20 protein-coding genes and 1 riboswitch are annotated in these 22,396 nt (G+C 75.1%); of the genes, 4 read left to right on the top strand and 16 right to left on the bottom strand.

What is annotated here, in order from left to right:
• The 4 genes from BJ989_RS07055 to BJ989_RS07040 all read right to left on the bottom strand — a co-directional run bounded on the left by BJ989_RS07055 (position 1) and on the right by BJ989_RS07040 (position 4,475).
• The gene (locus BJ989_RS07055) at positions 1-849 is read right to left on the bottom strand and encodes a bifunctional methylenetetrahydrofolate dehydrogenase/methenyltetrahydrofolate cyclohydrolase (protein ID WP_179517588.1); all 849 of its coding nucleotides are present in this window, start codon (positions 847-849) and stop codon (positions 1-3) included.
• A gap of 23 nt (positions 850-872) precedes the next feature.
• Positions 873-2,465, bottom strand: a complete 1,593-nt coding sequence (gene purH, locus BJ989_RS07050; RefSeq protein WP_179517587.1) for a bifunctional phosphoribosylaminoimidazolecarboxamide formyltransferase/IMP cyclohydrolase — start codon at positions 2,463-2,465, stop codon at positions 873-875.
• Between the two features lie 28 nt (positions 2,466-2,493).
• Positions 2,494-2,571: riboswitch (ZMP/ZTP riboswitch) on the bottom strand.
• A gap of 18 nt (positions 2,572-2,589) precedes the next feature.
• Positions 2,590-3,210 carry a phosphoribosylglycinamide formyltransferase gene (gene purN / locus BJ989_RS07045; protein ID WP_179517586.1) on the bottom strand — a complete coding sequence of 207 codons (621 nt, stop codon included), beginning with the start codon at positions 3,208-3,210 and terminating at the stop codon, positions 2,590-2,592.
• 23 nt (positions 3,211-3,233) lie between these two features.
• A complete protein-coding gene (locus BJ989_RS07040) occupies positions 3,234-4,475 on the bottom strand; it encodes a cell division protein PerM (protein WP_179517585.1) in 1,242 nt (413 codons plus the stop codon).
• Between the two features lie 74 nt (positions 4,476-4,549).
• Between BJ989_RS07040 and BJ989_RS07035 the strand changes: the two genes are divergently transcribed.
• Positions 4,550-6,448, top strand: coding sequence for a SigE family RNA polymerase sigma factor (locus tag BJ989_RS07035; RefSeq protein ID WP_179517584.1), 1,899 nt, complete (start codon positions 4,550-4,552; stop codon positions 6,446-6,448).
• A gap of 247 nt (positions 6,449-6,695) precedes the next feature.
• On the opposite strand, the gene sucD is transcribed toward BJ989_RS07035, so the two are convergent.
• Both sucD and sucC read right to left on the bottom strand, forming a co-directional pair.
• Positions 6,696-7,577, bottom strand: a complete 882-nt coding sequence (gene sucD / locus BJ989_RS07030) for a succinate--CoA ligase subunit alpha (RefSeq protein WP_179517583.1) — start codon at positions 7,575-7,577, stop codon at positions 6,696-6,698.
• A gap of 18 nt (positions 7,578-7,595) precedes the next feature.
• Positions 7,596-8,765 (bottom strand): ADP-forming succinate--CoA ligase subunit beta, encoded by a 1,170-nt coding sequence (sucC, locus tag BJ989_RS07025; RefSeq protein ID WP_179517582.1) that lies wholly within the window; start codon positions 8,763-8,765, stop codon positions 7,596-7,598.
• A 313-nt stretch (positions 8,766-9,078) separates the two neighbouring features.
• Here sucC and BJ989_RS18725 point away from each other — a divergent pair, with 313 nt between their 5' ends.
• Positions 9,079-9,996, top strand: coding sequence for a peptidoglycan DD-metalloendopeptidase family protein (locus BJ989_RS18725; RefSeq protein WP_218848756.1), 918 nt, complete (start codon positions 9,079-9,081; stop codon positions 9,994-9,996).
• 1 nt (position 9,997) lies between these two features.
• On the opposite strand, the gene pcrA is transcribed toward BJ989_RS18725, so the two are convergent.
• The 8 genes from pcrA to BJ989_RS06980 form a co-directional block, all read right to left on the bottom strand.
• Positions 9,998-12,436: a DNA helicase PcrA gene (gene pcrA / locus BJ989_RS07015; RefSeq protein WP_179517581.1), complete on the bottom strand. Its 2,439-nt coding sequence runs from the start codon at positions 12,434-12,436 to the stop codon at positions 9,998-10,000.
• A gap of 31 nt (positions 12,437-12,467) precedes the next feature.
• Positions 12,468-13,103: a DUF2238 domain-containing protein gene (locus BJ989_RS07010; protein WP_179517580.1), complete on the bottom strand. Its 636-nt coding sequence runs from the start codon at positions 13,101-13,103 to the stop codon at positions 12,468-12,470.
• A 53-nt stretch (positions 13,104-13,156) separates the two neighbouring features.
• Complete coding sequence (purU, locus tag BJ989_RS07005; RefSeq protein WP_343049158.1) at positions 13,157-14,029, bottom strand: formyltetrahydrofolate deformylase; 873 nt, start codon at positions 14,027-14,029, stop codon at positions 13,157-13,159.
• Positions 14,026-14,382: a hypothetical protein gene (locus tag BJ989_RS07000; RefSeq protein ID WP_179517579.1), complete on the bottom strand. Its 357-nt coding sequence runs from the start codon at positions 14,380-14,382 to the stop codon at positions 14,026-14,028. Before BJ989_RS07000 ends, purU begins: the two co-directional genes overlap by 4 nt.
• A gap of 14 nt (positions 14,383-14,396) precedes the next feature.
• Positions 14,397-14,879, bottom strand: a complete 483-nt coding sequence (locus BJ989_RS06995) for a universal stress protein (protein WP_179517578.1) — start codon at positions 14,877-14,879, stop codon at positions 14,397-14,399.
• 1 nt (position 14,880) lies between these two features.
• Positions 14,881-16,269, bottom strand: a complete 1,389-nt coding sequence (locus BJ989_RS06990; RefSeq protein ID WP_179517577.1) for an amino acid permease — start codon at positions 16,267-16,269, stop codon at positions 14,881-14,883.
• A gap of 88 nt (positions 16,270-16,357) precedes the next feature.
• Positions 16,358-17,029, bottom strand: coding sequence for a LuxR C-terminal-related transcriptional regulator (locus BJ989_RS06985; protein WP_179519450.1), 672 nt, complete (start codon positions 17,027-17,029; stop codon positions 16,358-16,360).
• Positions 17,030-17,069: 40 nt separating this feature from the next.
• On the bottom strand, positions 17,070-18,356 hold the full coding sequence (locus tag BJ989_RS06980) for an ATP-binding protein (RefSeq protein ID WP_218848755.1): 1,287 nt from the start codon (positions 18,354-18,356) through the stop codon (positions 17,070-17,072).
• Positions 18,357-18,468: 112 nt separating this feature from the next.
• On the opposite strand from BJ989_RS06980, the gene BJ989_RS06975 reads away from it, so the two are divergent.
• A complete protein-coding gene (locus BJ989_RS06975; RefSeq protein ID WP_179517576.1) occupies positions 18,469-19,740 on the top strand; it encodes a PspC domain-containing protein in 1,272 nt (423 codons plus the stop codon).
• Positions 19,737-20,006, top strand: coding sequence for a hypothetical protein (locus BJ989_RS06970; protein ID WP_179517575.1), 270 nt, complete (start codon positions 19,737-19,739; stop codon positions 20,004-20,006). Before BJ989_RS06975 ends, BJ989_RS06970 begins: the two co-directional genes overlap by 4 nt.
• A gap of 39 nt (positions 20,007-20,045) precedes the next feature.
• On the opposite strand, the gene BJ989_RS06965 is transcribed toward BJ989_RS06970, so the two are convergent.
• The gene (locus BJ989_RS06965; RefSeq protein WP_179517574.1) at positions 20,046-21,197 is read right to left on the bottom strand and encodes a glycerophosphodiester phosphodiesterase; all 1,152 of its coding nucleotides are present in this window, start codon (positions 21,195-21,197) and stop codon (positions 20,046-20,048) included.
• 87 nt (positions 21,198-21,284) lie between these two features.
• Entirely contained in the window at positions 21,285-22,346 is a 1,062-nt protein-coding gene (locus tag BJ989_RS06960) for a glycerophosphodiester phosphodiesterase family protein (RefSeq protein WP_179517573.1), read from the bottom strand.
• Between the last annotated feature and the right edge of the window lie 50 nt (positions 22,347-22,396).

Here is a 22,396-nt window from a genome sequence, read left to right as displayed (position 1 = left end):
TCAGCGGTCGACCTGCTGCTCGGCGGCGGTGACGATGTTCGACAGCAGCATCGCGCGGGTCATGGGGCCCACGCCGCCGGGGTTCGGCGAGACCCACCCGGCGACGTCCCACACGTCGTCGGCGAGGTCGCCGGCGATCGTGCCGTCGACCCGGGAGACGCCCACGTCGAGCAGCGCGGCGCCGGGCTTGACCATGTCGGCGGTGATGATGCCCGGCACGCCCGCGGCCGCGACGACCACGTCGGCCTGGCGCACGTGGTGGGCCAGGTCGCGGGTGCCGGTGTGGCACAGCGTGGTGGTCGCGTTCTCGGAGCGGCGGGTGAGCAGCAGCCCCAGCGGGCGCCCGACGGTCAGCCCGCGGCCGACGACGACCACCTCGGCACCGGCCAGCTCCACGCCGTGGCGGCGCAGCAGCTCGATGCAGCCGGTGGGCGTGCACGGCAGCGCCCCGGCCTCGCCCAGCACGAGCTTGCCGAGGTTGGTCGGGTGCAGCCCGTCGACGTCCTTGGCGGGGTCCACGCGCGAGAGCAGGGCGAACTCGTCGAGCCCCGTCGGCTGCTGCACGAGGAAGCCCGTGCAGGCCGGGTCGGCGTTGAGCCGGTCGATCTCGGCCTCGACCTCGGCCTGGGTGGCGGTGGCGGGCAGGTCGACGCGGATGGACTCGATGCCGACCTCGGCGCAGTCCTTGTGCTTCGCGCCGACGTACCAGTGCGAGCCCGGGTCGTCGCCCACCAGCACCGTGCCGAGCCCGGGCACCACGCCCTGCTCGCGCAGGCGGGCCACCCGCTCGGTGAGCTCGGCCTTGATGGCCTTCAGCGTCGCGGTGCCGTCGAGCTTCTGTGCGGTCATGTGCGTGCTCCCTGCTCGGCCGGTCAGTGGAAGAAGTGGCGGGTGCCGGTGAAGTACATCGTCACGCCGGCGGCCTCGCAGGCGGCGACGGTGAGCTCGTCGCGCACCGAGCCGCCGGGCTGCACGATCGCGGTGACGCCGGCGTCGATGAGCACCTGCGGGCCGTCCTCGAAGGGGAAGAAGGCGTCGGAGGCGGCGACCGCGCCCCGCGCCCGCTCCTCGCCCTCGGCGAGGCTGTTGGCCCGCTCGACGGCGAGCCGGCAGGAGTCGACGCGGTTGACCTGGCCCATCCCGATGCCGACGGCGGCGCCGTCCTTGGCGAGCAGGATCGCGTTGGACTTCGCCGAGCGGCAGGCGCGCCAGGCGAAGACCAGGTCGGCGAGCACCTCGGGCGAGGCGGCCTCACCGGTCGCGAGGGTCCAGCCGGCGGGGTCGTCGCCGTCGGCCTGGAAGGAGTCGCGGTGCTGGACCAGCAGCCCGCCGCTCACCGGCCGGGTCTCGACGCCGCCGCGCTCGAGCGGCTCGCAGACCAGCACCCGCACGTTCTTCTTGCGAGCCAGCACCTCGAGCGCGCCCTCCTCGTAGCCCGGTGCCACGACGACCTCGGTGAACACCTCGGCGACCTGCTCGGCCATCGCGACCGTGACCGGGCGGTTGGCGGCGATGACGCCCCCGAAGGCCGAGACCGGGTCGCAGGCGTGGGCCCGGCGGTGCGCCTCGGCGACGTCGGCGCCGACGGCGATGCCGCAGGGGTTGGCGTGCTTGATGATCGCCACGGCCGGCTCGTCGAAGTCGTAGGCCGCACGCCGCGCGGCGTCGGTGTCGACGTAGTTGTTGTAGGACATCTCCTTGCCGTGCAGCTGCTCGGCGCCCGCGAGCCCGGCCGGGCCGTGGCCGGCGCGGTAGAGCGCGGCGCCCTGGTGGGGGTTCTCGCCGTAGCGCAGCACCGCGGCCTGCTCGTAGGTCGCGCCGACCCAGGCCGGGAAGCCGCTGCCGCCCGAGGTGTCGGTGAGCACGTTGCCCATCCAGGACGCGACGGCCACGTCGTACGACGCGGTGTGGACGAAGGCCTCGGCGGCGAGGCGCCGGCGCTCCTCGAGCGTGAAGCCGCCCGCGGCGACGGCCGCGAGCACGTCGGCGTAGCGCTCGGGCGAGGTGACGATGGCGACCGAGGGGTGGTTCTTGGCCGCGGCGCGCACCATCGACGGCCCACCGATGTCGACCTGCTCCACGCACTCGTCGGGGCTCGCGCCCGAGGCGACGGTCTGCGTGAAGGGGTAGAGGTTGGACACCACGAGGTCGAAGGGGTCGACGTCGAGCTCGGCGAGCTGCGCCACGTGGGACTCGAGGCGGCGGTCCGCCAGGATGCCGGCGTGCACCCGGGGGTGCAGCGTCTTGACCCGGCCGTCGAGGCACTCGGGAAAGCCGGTGAGCTCCTCGACACGGGTGACCGGCAGGCCGAGGCCCTCGATCAGCGCGGCCGAGCCGCCCGTGGAGACCAGCACGACCCCGGCGTCGTGCAGCCCGCGCACGAGATCCTCGAGGCCGGACTTGTCGTAGACCGAGACCAGGGCTCGCCTGATCGGGACACGGTCGGGGGCGGGCTGCTCGCTCACGCGCACTCCTGTGGGACGTCGGTTCGGGAGGGAGCACCCAGGCGGTCGATGCTCCCGGCGTCACTCCCCGGTGGTGGACCCACCCGCGCCAGTCGTGTGGCCGCCATCCTAGGGAAGCCGGGCGTCAGGCGCCGAACCGGACGCGGCGTCCCTCCACCCGCAGCCCCTCGCGGGCCGCGCGGCCCACGGCGTCGACGAGCATCCGGCGCTCGGCGACCTTGATGCGCTCGTGCAGCGTCTCGACGTCGTCGTCCGCCTCGACCGGCACGGCCTCCTGCGCCAGGATCGGACCGGTGTCGACGCCGGCGTCGACGACGAAGAGGGTGCAGCCGGTGACCTTGACGCCGTAGGCCAGCGCGTCGGCCGGGCCCTGCGTGCCGGGGAAGGCCGGGGACAGCGCGGGGTGGGTGTTGAGCACCCGGCCGCCGAAGCGCTCCAGGAAGGCCCCGCCCAGCAGCTTCATGAAGCCGGCGCTCACCACCAGGTCGGGCTCGGAGGCCGCGACCTGCTCGGCCAGCGCGCGGTCCCAGTGCTCGCGGGAGGGGAAGTCGCGCACCCGCACCGTGAAGGTCGGCACCCCGGCGCGCTCGGCCCGGGCGAGGCCCTCGATGCCGTCGCGGTCGGCGCCGACGGCGACCACGCGGGCGCCGTACGCCGGGTCCTGGCTCGCGTCGAGCAGCGCCTGCAGGTTGGTGCCGGATCCCGACACGAGCACGACGAGGCGCGCGGGCTGGGGGTCGGGCACGGCGCGGAGTCTACGCAGCGACGCTACGCACCCCGGCGCGCGGCGCGGCGCTGCCAGGCGGTGGCCACGGCGCCCCCGAGCGCACCGCCCACGCCGAGCGCGGCGACCGCGTGCACCAGCACGTCGCCGGCCAGCGGGCCGACCACCGCCATCCGGCCCGGGCCGAGGGCGCCGCCGGCGAGCGCGGCGAGCACGCCGAGGAGCACGCCCGCGGCGACGCCCCCGACGCAGCCGCGGAGCACGCCGTCGTCCCAGCGCAGCGTCGGCTGGTGGCGCTGCACCCGGGCCGTGGCGACGGCGGCGAGCAGCACAGGGACGGCGGCGACGCCGACCACCACCCAGCGCGGTGCGCTCCCCGCCGCGGGCAGGGCCGGGACGAGCGGCACGAGCGGGAGCGCGCCCAGCACCGTGAGGGCCGGCGAGACGACGGTGCCGGCGCCCACGCCGAAACCGGGACCGAGCAGCCACGCGGCCGACCACACGACGGCGCCGGGCAGCAGCAGCAGCGTCAGCACCACGAGGAGGGCCACGTCGCCGGCGTCGGCGCCGAGGTCGTCGACGACCTGCAGGACGGCGCCGCCGTCGAGCAGGAGCGCGGCGAGCAGGAGCAGGGCGGCGGCGCCGAGCACCCAGGTGAGCACCGCACGCGCCACCGTGGCGGCCGGTCGCACCAGCCGGGGCAGCATCGGCAGCCACACCGCGGCGCGGCCCGACCCGACCGCGAGGCCGGTGCCGCCGAGCAGCACCGCGAGCAGCAGGGCCCCGCCGAGGGCGCGGCCGGTCGAGGGCGCGGTCGACGGGTCGGCGGCGAGCGCGGCCACGACGACCACGGTGACGGCGTAGCCGACGGCGAAGAGCGCGGTGGCGCCCGGCACGGTCCAGTCGCGCTCGCCGTCGGCGAGGCGGTCGGCATCGGGCCCGTGGCCGCTCAGCGCCTCACCGGCGCGGCGACCGACCCGCCACGTCGCCCACGCGGCCAGCAGGGTGAGGCCGAGGGGCAGCACGGTGACGGCGGTGCCGCGCACGGAGACCCCCGAGCCGTGGGCGACGAGCCAGCCGAGGGCGCCGACCTGCAGGGCGTCGCGCGGCGTGCCGTGGGCGCCGGCGTCGGTGAGGAACCAGCCGACCACGGCGAGCAGCAGGCACGGGACGAGCGTGGCCAGGGCCGCGCCGACACCGCCCGTGGTCGCCACGAGCGCCAGCGGGCGACCCGGCTCGGCCGGGCCCGGCCGGGCGGTGGTGGGGCGCGGCAGCAGGGAGGTCATGACGGGTCCATCGTGACCGGCGCCGCCGCTCGGATCGCGCTCCCACGCCGGGGCGACGTACCCTCGGCGGCGTCATGGTGCACTCCGACCCCGAGGGCTTCGACGCCTTCTACAAGGACGCCCGCGACCGCTTGCTGCTGCAGACCTACGCCCTCACCGGCGACCTCCCCGCGTCGCGCAGCGCGGTGCGGGACTCCTTCGTCGTCGCCTGGCACCACTGGCGCAAGGTCTCGCGCCTCGAGTCGCCCGAGGCCTGGGTGCGACCGCACGCCTGGTCGCACGCCCAGCGCCGCCACACGGCGCGGCTCTGGCACCGCGACAAGGCGCTCGGCGAGGAGCACCGCGCCACCCTCGCCGCGCTCGCGAAGCTGTCGCCGACCCAGCGCCGCCTCCTCGTGCTCACCCACCTCGCGCAGGTGTCGCTGCCCGACATGGCCCGGGAGGTCTCGCTCCCGCAGGAGGCCGCCGAGCGCGAGCTGCAGCTCGCGACCGCGCAGTTCTCGCTGCACCGGGAGGTGCCGACCACCAGCATCCGCCCGACCGTCGAGGCACTGGGCACGCACGTCGCCACCGGCACCCGGTGGCCGCGGCCCACCATCCTGCGCCGCGCCGGAGCCGCGCGGCGGCGCACCCACACGAGCGTCGGCGCGGTCGCGGCGGTGGCCGCGCTGCTGCTCGGCGGCTCCGTCGTCGGCGCGTCCGGCGAGGTCGCGGGGCGGCTGGGCGAGTCCGCCGCCGCGCCGGGCGGCTCCGCCGCGCCCCAGGCCGGCAGCACGGCGGTCTCCGCCGGCCCGCGGGGCAGCAGCGCCGCGCCCCGCGCGACCCCGCCGACCCAGGAGGCCCCCGACCTCTCCCCCGACGACCTGCTCGCCGTGGGCCAGGTGCGCCGCCTCGCGCCGGGCCGGGTGTGGCGGGCCGGGGCCTCGGGCGACAACACCGACGGCAACGGGCTCGTGGTGCCCTGCCAGCAGGAGCCGTTCGCCGACCCCGACGGCGTGGCCGCCGCCGTACGCCGCCACGACGCGCCCGCGCGCGGGCCACGGCCGCGGGTCACGGCCACCCAGCTCACCGAGCTCTCCGCCGACGCGTCGTCGGCCGGGGAGGCCTTCCGCCGGGCGCTCGGGTGGTACGCCGGCTGCCGCGAGCCCCGCACGCAGCTGCTCGGCACCTACCGGCTGCCGGCCGTCGGCGACGACGCCCGCGTCTTCGTGCTGCGCCGCTGGACCCGCCCCACCAGCACCGTGAGCGTGGCCGTGGCGCGCACCGGTCGCTTCACCACCACGCTGGCGCGCACGGTGCACGACGGCCGTCCCGCCGACCTCGCGCCGCTCGCCTCGGCGACGGCGGCGGCCGTCAACGCCTTCTGCGGCACCCCGGGCGCCGGCGCCTGCGCGGCGCCGCCGCGCACGGTCGGCACCGACCCGCTCCCGGCCGGCGAGGTGCCCGCGATCCTGTCGGTGGTCGACCTGCCACCGGTCACCGGGGTGCGCCAGCCGTGGGTCGGCACCGACCCGGTCGAGGCCCGCGTCAACGCCGCCGCCACCCGCTGCGACGAGGCGGACTTCTCCGACCTGCGGGGCGACCGGACGCGCACCTTCGTCGTGCCGGAGGCCGACCTGCCGGCCGCCTTCGGCCTCACCGAGACGCTCGGCGCCTTCCCGGCCGACCGGGGCGCGCGAGCCTTCGTCGAGCGGTTGCGCGCCCGCGTCGCCGGCTGCCCCGAGCGCGACCTCGGCAGCGACGTCGAGCAGCTCGCCTCCCGCGGCCGGGGCGACGTCGACGTCGCGGCGTGGCGCATCACCGTCGAGATCAGCGACGCCGAGTCGGTGCGCTACCTCATGGCGGTCGTGCGCCGCGGCCGCGCGGTCGCGCAGCTCGGCTTCGTGCCGGCCGGCACCCGCACCATCGCCACCGACGACTTCCTGCGCCTCGTCGACCGCGCCGCCGAGCGGCTCGGAGCGCTCGACCGCTGACCGGCGCCCACGAGCGCGGAGGGCGACTCCCGGCGTACGCCGCTCCTCACCGAGTGGCGCGCACGGCACCCTCCGGACCCGTGCGAGGGGTGCCGCCCGCGTCGCTCGGCGTCGCAGGCAACCGACCGCGCCTCCCGCGCGTCGGAGCAGGTGCGGGGCAGCGGCCCGCGGACACGACGACGGCCGACCGGCGCCACGGGGGCGCCGGTCGGCCGTCGGTGTCGTGCGTGCTGCTCCGAGCCGGGGCTCAGAGCGACTCGAGCACCTCGCGCATGAGGGCGGCGGTCTCGGACGGCGTCTTGCCGACCTTGACCCCGGCGGCCTCGAGGGCCTCCTTCTTCGCCTGCGCAGTGCCCGAGGAGCCCGAGACGATGGCGCCGGCGTGGCCCATCGTCTTGCCCTCGGGAGCGGTGAAGCCCGCGACGTAGCCGACGACCGGCTTCGTGACGTGCTCCTTGATGTAGGCCGCGGCCCGCTCCTCGGCGTCGCCGCCGATCTCGCCGATCATCACGATCGCCTTGGTCTCGGGGTCCTTCTCGAAGGCCTCGAGCGCGTCGATGTGGGTGGTGCCGATGATCGGGTCGCCGCCGATGCCGATGGCGGTGGAGAAGCCGTAGTCCTTCAGCTCGAACATCATCTGGTAGGTCAGCGTGCCGGACTTCGACACCAGGCCCACCGGGCCCTTGCCCGCGATGGTGTGCGGGGTGATGCCGGCCAGCGACTCGCCCGGCGTGATGATGCCGGGGCAGTTCGGGCCGATCATCCGGGTCGACTTGCCCTGCAGGTAGGACCACACCTCGGCGGTGTCCTGCACGGGCACGCCCTCGGTGATCACCACGAGCAGGCCGATGCCGGCGTCGATGGCCTCCACGCAGGCGTCCTTGGTGAAGGCCGGGGGCACGAAGACGACGGACACGTCCGCGCCGGTCTCGGCCATCGCCTCGGCGACCGTGCCGAAGACGGGCAGCTCCTGGCCGGCGAGCTCCACGCTGGTGCCGGCCTTGCGGGCGTTGACGCCGCCCACGATGTTCGAGCCCGCCTCGAGCATGAGGGTGGTGTGCTTGGAGCCCATCCCACCGGTCATGCCCTGGACGATGATCTTGGAGTTCTTGTCGAGGTAGATAGACATCTCTTCTGGTCCTTCTCGTCAGGCCTGGTGGGCGAGCTCGGCGGCCTTGTCGGCCGCACCGTCCATGGTGTCGACCTGCGTCACCAGCGGGTGCGCGAGCTCGTCGAGGATGCGGCGACCCTCCTCGACGTTGTTGCCGTCCAGGCGCACGACGAGCGGCTTGGTGGCCTCGTCGCCGAGGATCTCCAGCGCGCCCTTGATGCCGTTGGCGACCTCGTCGCAGGCGGTGATGCCGCCGAAGACGTTGACGAAGACGCTCTTGACCTGCGGGTCGCCGAGGATGACGTCGAGACCGTCGGCCATCACCTGCGCGTTGGCGCCGCCGCCGATGTCGAGGAAGTTGGCGGGCTTGACCCCGCCGTGCGCCTCGCCGGCGTAGGCGACCACGTCGAGCGTCGACATGACCAGGCCCGCGCCGTTGCCGATGATGCCGACCTGGCCGTCGAGCTTGACGTAGTTGAGGCCCTTGTCCTTGGCCTTCGACTCGAGCGCGTCGGCCTCCTCCCGGATCTCGAACTCCTCGTGGTGCGGGTGGCGCACCTCGGAGGCGTTCTCGTCGAGCGAGACCTTGCCGTCGAGCGCCTCGAGCACGTCGCCCTCGAGCCGCGCGAGCGGGTTGACCTCGACGAGGGTCGCGTCCTCCTCGACGAAGACCCGGTAGAGCTTCTCGATCATCTCGACGGCCTGCTCGAAGACGGGCTCGGGGAAGCCGGCCTCGGTGGCGATCGCGCGCGCCTTCTCCGCGTCGACGCCGGTGCCCGGGTCGATCGGGATCTGCTTGACCGCGTCGGGGTTGGTCTTGGCGACCTCCTCGATCTCCACGCCGCCCTCGACGCTGGCGATGCAGAGGTACTGCCGGTTCGCGCGGTCGAGCAGGAAGGAGAAGTAGTACTCCTCCTGCGGCGGCGTCGCCGGGGTGACCAGCACGCGGTTGACCGTGAGGCCCTTGATCTCCATCCCCAGGATGTTGCCGGCGTGCTCGTGCGCCTCGTCGGCGGTCTTCGCGAGCTTCACGCCGCCCGCCTTGCCGCGACCGCCGGCCTTGACCTGCGCCTTGACGACGGTGACGCCGCCGAGCTCCTCGGCAGCTGCCTTGGCCTCGTCGGCGGTCTCGACGACGCGACCGAGCGTCGTCGCCACCCCGTGCTTGGCGAAGAGCTCCTTCGCCTGGTACTCCATCAGGTCCACGATGCAACCAGTCCTCGCTGTCGATGTCCGGACGACCGGGACGTGTGGTCGGTCCGGGAATGCCGCCTCGCACCCTAGACCCGGCCGCGCGGGGCCCACCACGCCCAGGGAGGGCCCAGCGGCGTGGAACGCGTCACGTCGACACCCCGGTCGACCGGGGCCCGGGCATGGCCCGACAGGGCGGTCCACAGATGTCCGGACCGGGGATTTCAGGGGCGTACGGGCATCCGTTATGGTCGAGGCTCGCTGGCCGCCGTCCCCCGACGAAGGGTCCCCTGCCCCCATGGGAAACCACCGAGCAGACCGTCGCGCTGTGCGCGACTCCTCGGCACGCCGCACGCTCTCGACCCGCACGTCCCGTACCCCCCTCGACGCACCGCATGCGTCCGCCGCCGACGTGGCGCGCGTCACCCCCGCCGCGAGCGCTCCCGCCGCGAGCACCCCGGGCAAGCGCAAGGCCGTCAAGCACGCTGCGCGCCCCTCCGTCGTCTCCGCGCTCCCGCCCGTGCCCGTGCTGGCCGGCGTCGCCGTCCTGGCCGTCGCCGTGGGCGGTGCCCTCGCCTCCCCCACCTCGCCCGACGAGGGCGCGACCGTCGCCGACCGGGGCTTCGCGGTCGCCAGCGCCCTGACCGGCGACAGCGCCGTGGCCCGCGCCAGCCTGCTCGCCGACCGGCGCGCGGTCGTCAGCCGCGACTCGCGTCGCGACGCCCTCGAGGACGCCGCCGACGCCGACCTGCTGCAGCAGGCCGAGGCGCAGGCCAAGGAGCGCAACGCCGCCCTGGCCGCCTTCGCCCAGCAGGCCGAGGTGCAGGCGAAGAAGATCGCGGCCAACCAGTGGGTGCTGCCGCTCGACTCCTACCGCCTCACCAACACGTTCGGCATGGCCGCGGGCTACTACTCCTCCGGCTACCACACCGGCCTCGACTTCGCCGCCCCGTCCGGCACCCCGATCAAGGCCGTCGCCAACGGCACGATCACCGAGACCGGCTACGACGGCGCCTACGGCAACAAGACCGTGCTGACCCTCGAGGACGGCACGGAGCTGTGGTTCTGCCACCAGACGGCCTTCGCCGCGAGCGTCGGGCAGACCGTCCGCGCCGGTGAGGTCATCGGCTACGTCGGCTCCACCGGCAACAGCTTCGGCCCGCACCTGCACCTCGAGGTGCGCCCCGGTGCCGGCGACCCGGTCGACCCCTTCCAGGCGCTCGCCGTCAACGGCGTCACCCCCTGACCTACAGCTTCTCCACCGGGGCGTAGCGCAGCAGCAGGCGCTTGACGCCCTCGGAGCCGAAGTCGATCGAGGCGACCGACTTCTCGCCCTGCCCCTCGACGGTGACGACCGTGCCGAGGCCGAAGGAGTCGTGCACGACCCGGTCGCCCGGGTCGAGCGACGGGATCGGGCGGGCGGCCTTCTGCTTGGCGGCCGCGTCGGCCCGCAGCGCGGCGGAGGAGAAGTTGCGTCGCCCCGCGGCGGTCGCGACGCCGAAGCTGCCGCGACCCGAGCCGTACGCCGTCGAGCCGCTCGCGAGGTCGGGCCGGTTCCACGAGGTCTGGGCGGCCTCGGTGCGACGCCAGTCGACGAGGTCGACGGGCATCTCGTCGAGGAAGCGCGAGGCCGGGTTGTGCGCCGGCGCGCCCCAGGCCGAGCGGACGACGGCGCGGGAGAGGTAGAGGCGCTGCCGCGCCCGGGTCACCCCGACGTAGGCCAGGCGCCGCTCCTCCTCCAGCTCGGGCTGGTCGCCGAGCGAGCGGCTGTGCGGGAAGACGCCGTCCTCGAGGCCGGTCAGGAAGACGACCGGGAACTCCAGGCCCTTGGCGGTGTGGAGCGTCATGAGCGTGACGACGCCCTGCTCCTCGCCGGAGGGGTCGGGGATCTGGTCGGCGTCGGCCACCAGCGCGACCCGCTCGAGGAAGTCGCGCAGACCGGGCGCCACCTGCTCGGCCTCGACGTCGGCGGGGTCGGCGGACGGACCGGCGACCGGGTCGTCGCTGAACTCGCGCGCGACCGCGACGAGCTCGGCGAGGTTCTCGACGCGCACCTCGTCCTGGGGGTCGTCGGAGGCCTCGAGCGCGGCGAGGTAGCCGGACTTGTCGAGCACCGACTCGAGCACCACGTCGGCGCGCTCACCGGCGTCGACCATCGACTGCAGCTCCTCGACCACGGCGACGAACGCCTCGACGTTCTTCAGCGACCGCGTCGCCAGGCCCGGCGCCTGGTCGGCACGGCGCAGCGCCTCCCAGAAGGTGGTGCCGTCGCGCTCGGCCAGCGCGGCGATGCACGCCTCGGCCCGGTCGCCGATGCCGCGCTTGGGGGTGTTGAGCACCCGGCGCAGCGAGATCTCGTCGGCCGGGTTGACCAGCAGCCGCAGGTAGGCGAGCGCGTCGCGCACCTCCTTGCGCTCGTAGAACCGCACCCCGCCGACCACCTTGTAGGGCTGGCCGGTGCGGATGAACACCTCCTCGAAGACGCGTGACTGGGCGTTGGTGCGGTAGAACACCGCGACGTCGCCGGGCCGCACCCCGGCCTCGTCGGTGAGGCTGTCGATCTCCTCGGAGACGAAGCGCGCCTCGTCGCGCTCGTCGTCGGCGACGTAGCCGACGATCCGCTCGCCCCGGCCGGCGTCGGACCACAGCCGCTTGGCCTTGCGGCCCTTGTTGTGGCCGATGACGGCGTTGGCGGCCTCGAGGATCGTCTGCGTGGAGCGGTAGTTCTGCTCCAGCAGGATCGAGGCCGCGTCGGGGAAGTCCTGCTCGAAGTCGAGGATGTTGCGGATGTTGGCGCCGCGGAAGGCGTAGATCGACTGGTCGGCGTCGCCGACCACCATCAGCTCGGAGGGCTCGACCCCGCCCGCGCCCTCCGCGTCGGCGTGCGTCCCGCCCTCCGGGTCGGCGGCGCACAGCTGGTGGACGAGGGCGTACTGCGCGTGGTTGGTGTCCTGGTACTCGTCGACGAGGACGTGGCGGAAACGGCGGCGGTAGGTCTCCCGCACGTCGGGGAAGGCCTGGAAGAGGTGGACCGTCGACATGATGAGGTCGTCGAAGTCCATGGCGTTGGCCTCGCGCAGCCGGCGCTGGTAGAGGTCGTAGGCCGCGGCGTAGGACTCTTCGATCCGGTTGCGGGCCTCCGCCTTGACCGCGTCGACGTCCTTGAGCTCGTTCTTCTGCGACGACACCCAGTGCAGCACCGCGCCGGGTTGGAACTGCTTCGCGTCGAGGTCGAGGTCGCGGCACACCAGCGTCATGAGCCGCTTGGAGTCGGCGGCGTCGTAGATCGAGAAGCTGCTCTTGAGGCCGATCCGATCGACCTCCTTGCGCAGGATGCGCACGCACGCGGAGTGGAACGTCGAGACCCACATGATGCGGGCGCGCCCGCCCACCAGCTCCTCGACGCGCTCCTTCATCTCGGCCGCGGCCTTGTTGGTGAAGGTGATCGCGAGGATCGAGCCGGGGTGCGCGCCGCGCTCGGAGATCAGCCAGGCGATGCGGCGGGTCAGCACGCGGGTCTTGCCGGAGCCCGCGCCGGCGACCACGAGGAGCGGTGCGCCGGCGTGGGTCACCGCCGCCCGCTGGGGCTCGTTGAGGCCCTCGAGGAGCTCCTCGGCGGACGGGCCGCGGCGCCGGGGCGCCTCCTGCGGCAGCTCGAGCCCGGACAGCGTGAAGGGGGTGCTCATCGTGGGTCCAGCCTACGCGCCGGCGGTCGGGTCAGGCGTCGGTGTCCTCGTAGGTGTTGACGCCGTCGACGCGGCGCACGGAGCCCCACCCCCACCGGGTCCAGGCGACGAGCAGCAAGGCTCCCAGCAGCGACCCGGCGGCATCGGCGACGAGGTCGCCGACGGTGTCGGCGTTGCCCTCCGACAGCGCGGTGTCGAGGTAGCCGTCGGAGCCGTACTCCACGACCTCCCACAGGCCCCCCACCGTCATGCCGAGGCAGAAGGCGACGACCGCCATGCCCACGAGGTGGCGCGCGCGGGTGTCGTCGCGCGGGTCGGGGAGCACCTCGAGCCGCGCCAGCCCGATGTAGAGCACCGGGGCCACGAGGCACGGCAGGACGACGTGGACGACCCGGTCGAACCACGGGACCGCGTCGTACCAGCCCAGCGCCTCGCCGGTCGCGTGCAGCGAGAGCACCAGCACGAACGTGACGTCGTAGGCGCGCGGCAGGTCGACCACCCGCGCCAGCAGGGCGAGGACCGTCGCGGACCCGAGCGCCACCACGGCCTTCGCGTCCCCGGCCAGCGCCGCCGCGACCGTGGCGACGACCAGTCCCGCCCGGAGCACGTCGATGCCGTCGCGCACGAGCGGGGTCCAGTCGCCGAGCAGCAGCCTGCGTCCGTCCACGGGCGCAGGCTAGTCGTCGACCCGCACCCCCGGCGTACGGCGAGGGGGGCGGGTCAGCGGAACACGACGGTGCGACGACCGTTGAGCAGCACCCGCGACTCGGCGTGCCAGCGGACGGCGCGCGCGAGGGCCTGGCACTCGAGCTCGCGGCCGGCGGCGACGAGCTGCTCGACGCTCATGGCGTGGTCGACGCGGGTGACCTCCTGCTCGATGATCGGGCCCTCGTCGAGGTCGGCGGTGACGTAGTGCGCGGTCGCGCCGATCAGCTTGACGCCGCGGTCGTGCGCCTGGTGGTAGGGCTTGGCGCCCTTGAAGCTCGGGAGCATCGAGTGGTGGATGTTGATGGCGCGGCCCTCGAGCTCGCGGCACAGGTCGTCGCTGAGGATCTGCATGTAGCGCGCGAGCACCACCAGGTCGACCTGCTCACCGCGGACCACCTCGAGCAGCGCGGCCTCCGCCTCGGCCTTGCCACCGGGCGCGACGGGCACGTGGTGGAACGGCACGCCGTAGTTGCCCGCGAGGCGCTCGAAGTCGGTGTGGTTGGACACCACGCCGACCACGTCGACCGGCAGCGCGCCGGAGGACCAGCGGAAGAGCAGGTCGTTGAGGCAGTGGCCGAAGCGGCTGACGAGGATCAGCACGCGGGGGCGGCTCGCCGCGTCGCGCAGCTGCCAGGTCATCCCCCGCCGCTCGGCGAGCGGGGCGAAGCGGTCGCGCAGCTCGTCGAGGCCGACGTCGCCGGCTTGCACCTGCACCCGCAGGAAGAAGCGGTCGGTGTCGGGGTCGCCGTACTGCTGGGACTGCTCGATGTTGCAGCCGGCGTCGGCGAGCAGCCGGGTCACGTCGGCGACGATGCCGGGCCCGTCGGGGCACGACAGCGTGAGCACGTGCTCCGGCGCGGCCGGCTGCGCCACGGCGGCGCTCACGTGTGGACCGGGGACCAGAAGACCGCGACCGCCACGTTGACGACGCTGAGCGCCAGCAGGCCCCAGAAGAGGCCGTCGGGGATGCGCGGCTTGCGCATGTTGGCCATCACCAGGCCGAGCAGCACGAGCCCGATCGCGAACTTCACGCCGATCTTGACGTGGTCGACGTCGGCGTCGCCCGCCTCGAGCACGCCGACGAGGAACAGGCCGGTCAGGAAGGCGGTGCCGACGCCGTCGCGCATGACGTCGAGGACGCGCTTCTCCGGCGCGCGCACCTGCGACAGCAGGCCGCCGATGAGCGCCGCGAACCCCAGGATGTGCAGGAAGAGCAGGACCAGGCGCAGGATCTCCATGGCCCGCAGCCTAGTCAGCCGCCGGCGGCCTTCCCCCGTCGAGGTCGGCGGCGGGCCGGGCGCACGACGAGCACCGGGCACGGCGCGTAGTGCTGCACCCGCTGTGCCGTGCTGCCCACGAGCACGCTGTCGCTGATGCCGCGCCCGCCGGCGGCGACGACGACGAGCCCGGCGTCGTACTGCTCGGCGGCCTTGATGATCTCGGCGGCCGGCGAGCCCGAGCGGATGCGCTTGTGCACCCGCGGCCCCCAGTCGTCGAAGACCGCGGCGACCGCGTCGACCGAGCGCTGGGCGGCGGCGCGGAAGCCCCCGGCCTCGGTGTCGGCGCGGCGCCGCTCCGCCGGGGTGATGTCGTCGGCGAAGGCGACGGCGGCGAGCGGTCGCACGACGGCGAGCACCGAGACGGCCGTGACCTTCTCGGGGTCGGCGAAGGACTTCAGGTGCTCGGCCGCGGCGAGCGACTGCTTCGAGCCGTCGGTGGTCACGATGACGTGCACGTCAGGCCTCCTTCCGGGAGCCGGTGAGCCGCTCGGCGAGGTAGAGGACCACGCCCACGGCGAGGAGCCCCGCGCACCACAGCAGCGAGGTGGGGTCGTCGTCGACGGACCAGGCGAGGATCGCGACGTTGCCGACGAGGCCGAGCACCAGCAGCGGCGTGCTGGCGCGGAAGGTGCGCTCGCTCTCGTCGCGCCCGCGCAGCTTGAGGCAGGCCACGATCACGAGGCTGTAGATGAACAGCAGGAAGACCACCGTCACGAGCGCCAGCCGCTCGACGAGGTTGGTGCCCTCGACCTCGGGGGCGTAGGTGCCGACGACGAGCAGCAGGCAGACCACGACGGCGCTGAAGAGCAGGCCGACCCACGGGCTGCGGCGGCCGGCGTGGATGCGGGCGAAGACGCCGGGCACGACGTCCTCGTTGGCCATGCCGTAGAGGATGCGCGGCTGCGTGACGACCGCGACCAGCGTCGTGTTGGTGATCGCGATCATCGCGATGAAGGCGAAGAGCGTGGTCATGAACGGCGTCGAGATCGGCAGCACGCCGGCCTTCACGACCTCGAGCAGCGCGGCGTCGGAGCCGGCGAGGTCCTCGGTGGGCACCGTGAGCGCGGCCGCCATCGAGACCAGGACGTAGATGACGCCGGCCGTCACCATGCCGCCGACGAGCGAGCGCGGGAAGGAGCGGTGCGGGTCGATGGTCTCCTCGGCGACGTTGGCGGTGTTCTCGAAGCCGGTCATCGCGAAGAACGACAGCGCGACGCCGGCGAGGATCGCCAGCGCCCAGTTGGTGCCGCCGGTGTCGAAGTCGGTCAGCACGCCGAAGTCGGCGTCGCCCGCGGCGACCACCCAGATGCCGATGACCAGCACGATGACGAGGCCGACGATCTCGACGACGGCCATGGTCATCGTGAGGACCACCGACTCGGTGATGCCGACGAAGTTGACCACCGTCAGCACCACGACGAAGCCGATCGTCACCGCCAGCGTGGGCGGGCTCGCCCAGACGGTCGAGAAGTACGACGCGAAGCCGCCGGCCAGCGACCCCGCGGCCGCGAAGCTGGCGGAGAGGAACGAGACCGTGACGAGGAAGGTCAGCGCGCGGCTGCCGAAGGCCTTGTTGACGTAGAGCGCGGCGCCGGCGGCCTGGGGGTACTTCGTGACCAGCTCGGCGTAGGCCGTGCCGGTGATCGCGGCGATCGAGACGCCGACGGCGAAGGCGATCCAGAAAGCACCGCCGACGGCCGCGGCGACCAGGCCGATGAGCACGTAGATGCCCGAGCCGAGCACGTCGCCGAGGGTGTAAAAGAACAGCTGCGGACCGGTGATCGACCGGCGCAGCCCAGTCTCGTCGTCGGCCTCGGGGGCCGTCGCTGGAGAGGGGTGGGCCACGACGCCTCGCTTCGGGTGGGGCTGGTGGGACGGGACTTCCCCTGTCGGTACCCCCTCCCCTGCGGGTGATGCAGCCCCCGCCCGGAGCTCAGAGCAGCCGGCGGTCGGAGGCCCAGCGGGTGAGCTCGTGGCGCGAGGACAGCTGCAGCTTGCGCAGCACGCTGCCCATGTGGGTCTCGACCGTCTTGGGCGAGATGAAGAGCTCGCGCGCGACCTCCTTGTAGGCGTAGCCGCGCGCGATCAGCCGCATCACCTCGCGCTCGCGCTCGGTGAGGCGGTCGAGGTCCTCGTCGACCGCCGCCACCGGGGGCGCGTCCGGCGAGCCGGTGAAGGCGTCGAGCACGAAGCCGGCCAGGCGCGGCGAGAAGACGGCGTCCCCCTCGGCGACCCGGCGCACGGCCGCCACCAACTCCTCGCCGGTGATCGTCTTGGTGACGTAGCCCCGGGCACCGCCGCGGATGGTGCCGATCACGTCCTCGGCGGCGTCGCTCACGCTGAGCGCGAGGTAGCGCGTGCCGGGCGTGCCCGCCGGCGCCGGCGCCTGCCGCATCACCTCGACGCCGCCGCCCCCGGGCAGGTGCACGTCGAGCAGCACGACGTCGGGCGCGTGCGTGCGCACGGCCGCCACCGCCTCGGCGACGTCGGCCGCCTCGGCCACCAGGTCGACCTCGCCGCGGCCCACCGCGCCCGCGAGCTCGGCGCGCACCCCCGCACGGAACATCGCGTGGTCGTCGACCACGACGACCCGCACGGGAGGCACCCGCCCCGCACCCGTGGCCGCCTGACCGGCTCCCTGCTGCTCAGCCGTCACCGTGCTGCTCCTCCCGCGGCATCCTCAGCCGCACCTCGGTCCCCTGGCCGGGCGACGAGCGCACCTCGGCCTCGCCCCCGTGGCGGCGCACCCGGTCGAGGATGCTGCCGCGCACCCCGTGGCGGTCCTCCGGCACGGCGGCCGGGTCGAAGCCGCGCCCGCGGTCGCGCACGAACACCTCCACCGAGCCGGGCGCCACCTCGACGAAGACGTCGACGTGGCCGGTGCCCGCGTGGCGGGCGGCGTTGACGACCGCCTCGCGCGTCGCGAGCACCACCGGGCGCAGCGACTCGGTGAGCGGCGCGTCGCCGACCGCCACGACCTCGACCACGACGCCGTGGGCGTCCTCCACCCCGGCGGCAGCCGCCCGGACGGCCGCGGCGACGGTCTCATCGTCGGCCACCCGGCCGGCGTAGAGCCACGTGCGCAGGTCGCGCTCCTGGGCCCGCGCGAGCCGGGCGACCGCCGCGGGGTCACCCGCGTTGACCTGGATCAGCGCCAGCGTCTGCAGCACCGAGTCGTGCAGGTGGGCGGCGACGTCGGCGCGCTCCTGCGAGCGGATGCGCTCGGCCCGCTCGGCCGTCAGGTCGCCGGCGAGCCGCAGCACCCACGGCCCCACCACCAGCGCCAGGCCCGCCACCCCGAGCAGGCCGACGACGAGCCCCTCGCGCGCCGCCGCGGCCGAGCCGTCGCGCAGGGCGACCACGGCCAGCGCGGCGAGGACGAGCAGGCCGCCGAGCGAGACCCGGGCGTACGCCGCGACGCCACCGCTGCCGAAGACCGCACGCACCGGGTCGGCCCGCCCGGTGGTGTCGAGCCAGCACTCGCGCTGCGCCTCGTCGGCCTGGCGCCACACCAGGGCGACGCCGGCCAGGCCCAGCGCGAGCGGCCAGAACAGCCCGCCCGTGCCGAGCACGGCGTCGAGGAGCAGCAGCGCCCCGACCCCCAGGGCGGCCAGCGCCACCGCCGGGCCGAGGTCGGCGAGGCGGCGGGCCCGTCCGGGGCGCCGTCCGTCGCGGCGCGCCCCGGCCAGGCCGGGCGGCTCGTCGCCGGTGAGCTCCGGCGGGGGCTCGGCGGGCAGGAACGCCCAGAGCGCGCCGTAGAGCGCGACGCCGAAGCCGCCCAGCGTCGTCGCCAGCAGGAAGGCCGCGCGCACCCACACCACGGGCGCCCCGACGTGCCGTGCGACCCCGGCCGCGACGCCGCCGAGCACGGGCGCCTGCGTGTCGCGGTAGGCGCGGCGCGGCTCGAGGCGGGCGGGGGCGGAGGTGCTCATGTCCCCCCCATCCTCCCCCGCCGCGAGGTCCCCGACCATCGGGGACGTCCCGGGGTCGCGACCAGGGTCGTCCCCGATGGTGCGCAGCCCCGCGGCGCCCCAGGCTGGAGCCATGACCACCACACCACCGCCCGGCGACGCACCGGGCCCCGCACCGGGACCCGAGCCGGACCCCGCACCGGGCGGCACCGCCACCGCGACCGCCACCGCCGCCGCCACCGCGAGCGAGGAGGGCCCCCGCGTCACCGGCGAGCAGGTCCGCGACCTCGGCCGGCTGCGCCGCACCACCGGCCCCGACCGCTACGTCGCCGGCGTCGCCGGCGGCCTCGCCCGCCACCTCGACGTCGACCCCGTGCTGGTGCGGGTCGGCCTCGTCGTCCTGTCCTTCTTCGGTGGTGCGGGACTGCTGCTCTACGCGGCCGCCTGGCTGCTGGTCCCCGAGGACGGCGCGGTCGGTGCGCCCTTCTCCCTCGACGAGCGCAGCCGCTCCGTCGCGCTGGTCGCGGTCGGCGTGCTCGCCGCGCTCGCCTTGCTCGGCGACGCGTGGGGCCCCGGCTTCTTCCCGTGGCCCCTCGCGCTGCTGGCCCTCGTCGTCTACCTGCTGCTGCGCCGCCGCGACCAGCGTCGCGCCGCACGCCCGCCTGGTGCGTGGGGCCCACCCGCGCCGGTGCCCGACCCTCACCCGGCCGAGGGCGCCTACCCTGCGCCGCCGGCCTCCGGCGGGCCCACGGCGTACGCCGCTCCCCCGCCGCCTGCGCCTCCCGCACCGCCCTCGCCGCCCGACCCGCGTCGACGCGGGCCACGCCTCTTCGCCGGCACGCTCGCGGCCGCGGCCTTCGGCATCGGGCTGCTGAGCCTGGCCGACGTGGCGGGCGCGCCGGTGATCAGCTCGGCCTACCCCGCGCTGGTGCTGGCCACGATCGGTGCCCTGCTGGTGCTCGGCGCCTTCTGGGGGCGTGCCGGCGGGCTGATCGCGCTGGGCCTGCTCGCCACGCTCGCGCTGGTGGTCTCGACGGCGGCCGACCGCTACGACGGGGAGCGCACGGTCGTCACCCCCCAGCAGGCCTCCGAGGTGGCGACCTCCTACGACCTCGGCGCGGGCGAGCTCGTCGTCGACCTCACCGGCGTCGCGGACCCCGACGCGCTCCTCGGGCGCACCCTCGAGGTCGACGGGGAGGTCGGCCGGATCGAGGTGCTGGTCCCCGAGGGTCTCCCGGTGACGGGCGAGCTGCGGGTCCACGGCCCGGGCGCGATCCGCACCTTCGGCTCCGAGGAGGGCGGCTTCGACCGCTCCCGCGCCCTGTCCCCCGGCGCCGACGGCTCGTCGGCGCTGACCCTCGACCTCGAGCTCGAGGTCGGCCAGATCGAGGTGACGACACGATGACCGAGCAGGAGCGCACCGAGGTGCTGACCGGCACGGCCGCCCGCGGCCCCTGGGCCGAGGGGCGCCACCCGGTGGACGTCGGCCAGCTGGTGATGGGGGTGGCCTTCCTGGGCCTGGTCGGCCTGTGGGCGCTCATCGCGAGCGACCGGGTCGGCGGCGACGACGTCCGGTGGCTGCTGCCGCTGCCGTGGCTGCTGGCGGGCGGTGCCGGCCTCGCCGCCGTCGCCCTGGCCGGGCGGCGCCGCGGCCGGGACGGTCCCGCCTGATCGCAGCACCCACCCGGCCGCAGTCGGGGTGCCGGGGGCTCAGCGCCCGCGGCGCGCGGCCAGCCAGGCGTCACGCGCCTGCACCACGACGTCGGGGTGGTCGGCGAAGATGCCGTCCACCCCGGCGTCGAGGAAGGCCCGGGTCTCCGCGGCGAGGTCGCCGTAGGCGTCGGGGTCCGTGCCCCGGCGCCAGTCGGTGGCCATGAACTGGTTCTCCCGGCGCATCGTCCACACGTGCACCACCAGCCGCTCGGCGTGCGCGTCGTCGACCAGGGTGGTGGGCTCGGCCGCCGAGCCGTCGGCCCGACGGGGGACGACGAGGAACTTGTGGGCGCCCACCCCGTCGGCGTAGGTCGCGATCTCGGCCAGCCCGGCCGGCGTGACCAGGTCGCGGTAGGTGCGGGGGTCACCCGCGGCCACCAGGTCGTACGGCGCGCCCGACGCGTCGACGAGCTGCGCGAGGTCGACCTTCGTCATGGTGTCGAGGTCGCGCAGGTTGCTCGTCTCGAAGCTCTGCACGATGACCTTGGCCGACGGCTTGTCCAGGCCGTGGCGTCGCAGCGCGGCGACCAGCGGCTCCTCCATCGACAGGCCGATCGAGTCGAAGTAGGTGGGGTGCTTGGTCTCGGGGTAGACCCCGATGCGGCGGCCCGTCTCGCGCGAGGCCCGCTTCGCCAGCGCGAGGACCTCGTCGAGGGTCGGCACGGGGTAGCGCCCGTCGAACGCGGTGTTGTCCGGGCGCACCTGCGGCAGCCGCTCGACCGCCCGCAGGGTGCGGAGCTCGGCGAGCGTGAAGTCCTCGGTGAACCACCCCGTGACCGCGCGGCCGTCGATCGTCTTCGTCGTGCGGCGGTCGGCGAACTCGGGGCGGTCCGCGACGTCGGTGGTGCCCGAGATCTCGTTCTCGTGGCGCGCGACGAGCACGCCGTCCTTCGTCGAGACCAGGTCGGGCTCGATCCAGTCGGCGCCCTGGGCGATGGCGAGCTCGTAGGCGGCCAGCGTGTGCTCGGGGCGGTAGCCGGACGCGCCGCGGTGGCCGATCACGACCGGCACGGTGCGCGGGTGGCCGGGCTTCGGGCCCTCGGCCTGCGCCGGGGCTGCGGTCGCCGGGCCGGCGAGCGCGACGAGCGCCGGCGCGGCCAGGGCGAGGACGGAGAGGAGGGCGGGGGTACGTGTCTTCCGAGAGGTCATGGCTGGATCCGACCGCCGCCCGTCGACCTCCCGGTGACGCCGCGGGGGGCGCGGGGTGACGACTGCCCGACGGTTGGTCGCCTCGGGTCAGGCGCGGGCGAGCTGCTCCGCGCGGGCCGCGAGGGCGACCTCGGGGTGGTCGCAGATCAGCCCGTCGACGCCGGCGTCGAGGAAGGCGCGGGCCTCGCCCAGCAGGTCGCCGTGGTCGTCGGGACCGCCGGCGGAGCGCAGCTCGCGGGGCAGGAAGCGGTTCTCGGCGCGCAGGGTCCACACGTGCACGGTCAGCCACTGCCGGTGGGCGTCGCGCACCAGCGACGAGGGGCCGGTGGTCGCGCCGGAGGCGTCGCGCGGCAGCACCAGCTCCTTGTGGGCGCCGATGCCGTCGGCGTACTCGTCGAGCAGCGCGAGGCCCTCCGGGCTCGCCAGGTCGGCGTACGTCGTGGGGTCGCCCGCCGCGGCCAGGTCCGCCGGCCGGCGGTCGGGGCGGTCGAGCAGCTGCACCAGCGGCAGCCGGGTCATCCGCGCCAGGTTGCGCAGGACCGTCGTCTCGAAGGACATCAGCGTCACGCGGGCCCGCGGGTGGTCCAGGCCGTAGCGGCGCAGGTCGGCGAGGAGCCGCTCCTCGACCGGCAGGCCGAGGGCCTCGGCGCGGGCGGCGTGCTTGATCTCCAGCACCACGCCCACCTCGCGCCCGCGCAGCACCGACTCGGCCCGCACCGCGGCGAGCACCTCGGTGAGGGTGGCGACGCCCTCCCGACCGTCGTGGCGGGCGCTGCCGGGCCGGGCGTGCGGCGAGCGCTCGCGGGCTCCCAGCCGCTTGACCTCGGCGAGCGTGAGGTCCTCGACGAACCAGCCCGTCTCCTCGCGGCCGTCGACCACCTTGGTGGTGCGCAGGTGCGCGAGCTCGGGGTGGTCCGCGACGTCCGTGGTGGCCGACAGCTCCACGTCGTGGCGCGCCACGAGCACCCCGTCGCGGGTCGGCACCAGGTCGAGCTCGACGTCGTCGACGCCGCGCCGGATGGCGGTGCGGTACGCCGCGAGGGTGTGCTCGGGCCGCACGCCGCTGGCACCGCGGTGGGCCACCACCGCCGGCGTGACGACCAGGCTGCGCTGCACGGACGTGCGGTTCGGGCTGCTCGGGAGGGCCACCTCCCCAGGGTGGGCACCCGGTCGCGACGCCGCGGCGACGCGGAGGTGAA

It is taken from the genome of Nocardioides perillae (assembly GCF_013409425.1).
Classification (GTDB): domain Bacteria; phylum Actinomycetota; class Actinomycetes; order Propionibacteriales; family Nocardioidaceae; genus Nocardioides; species Nocardioides perillae.
The sequence above is the reverse complement of the archived record's forward strand: the minus strand, read 5'-3'. Positions and strand labels throughout refer to the sequence as shown.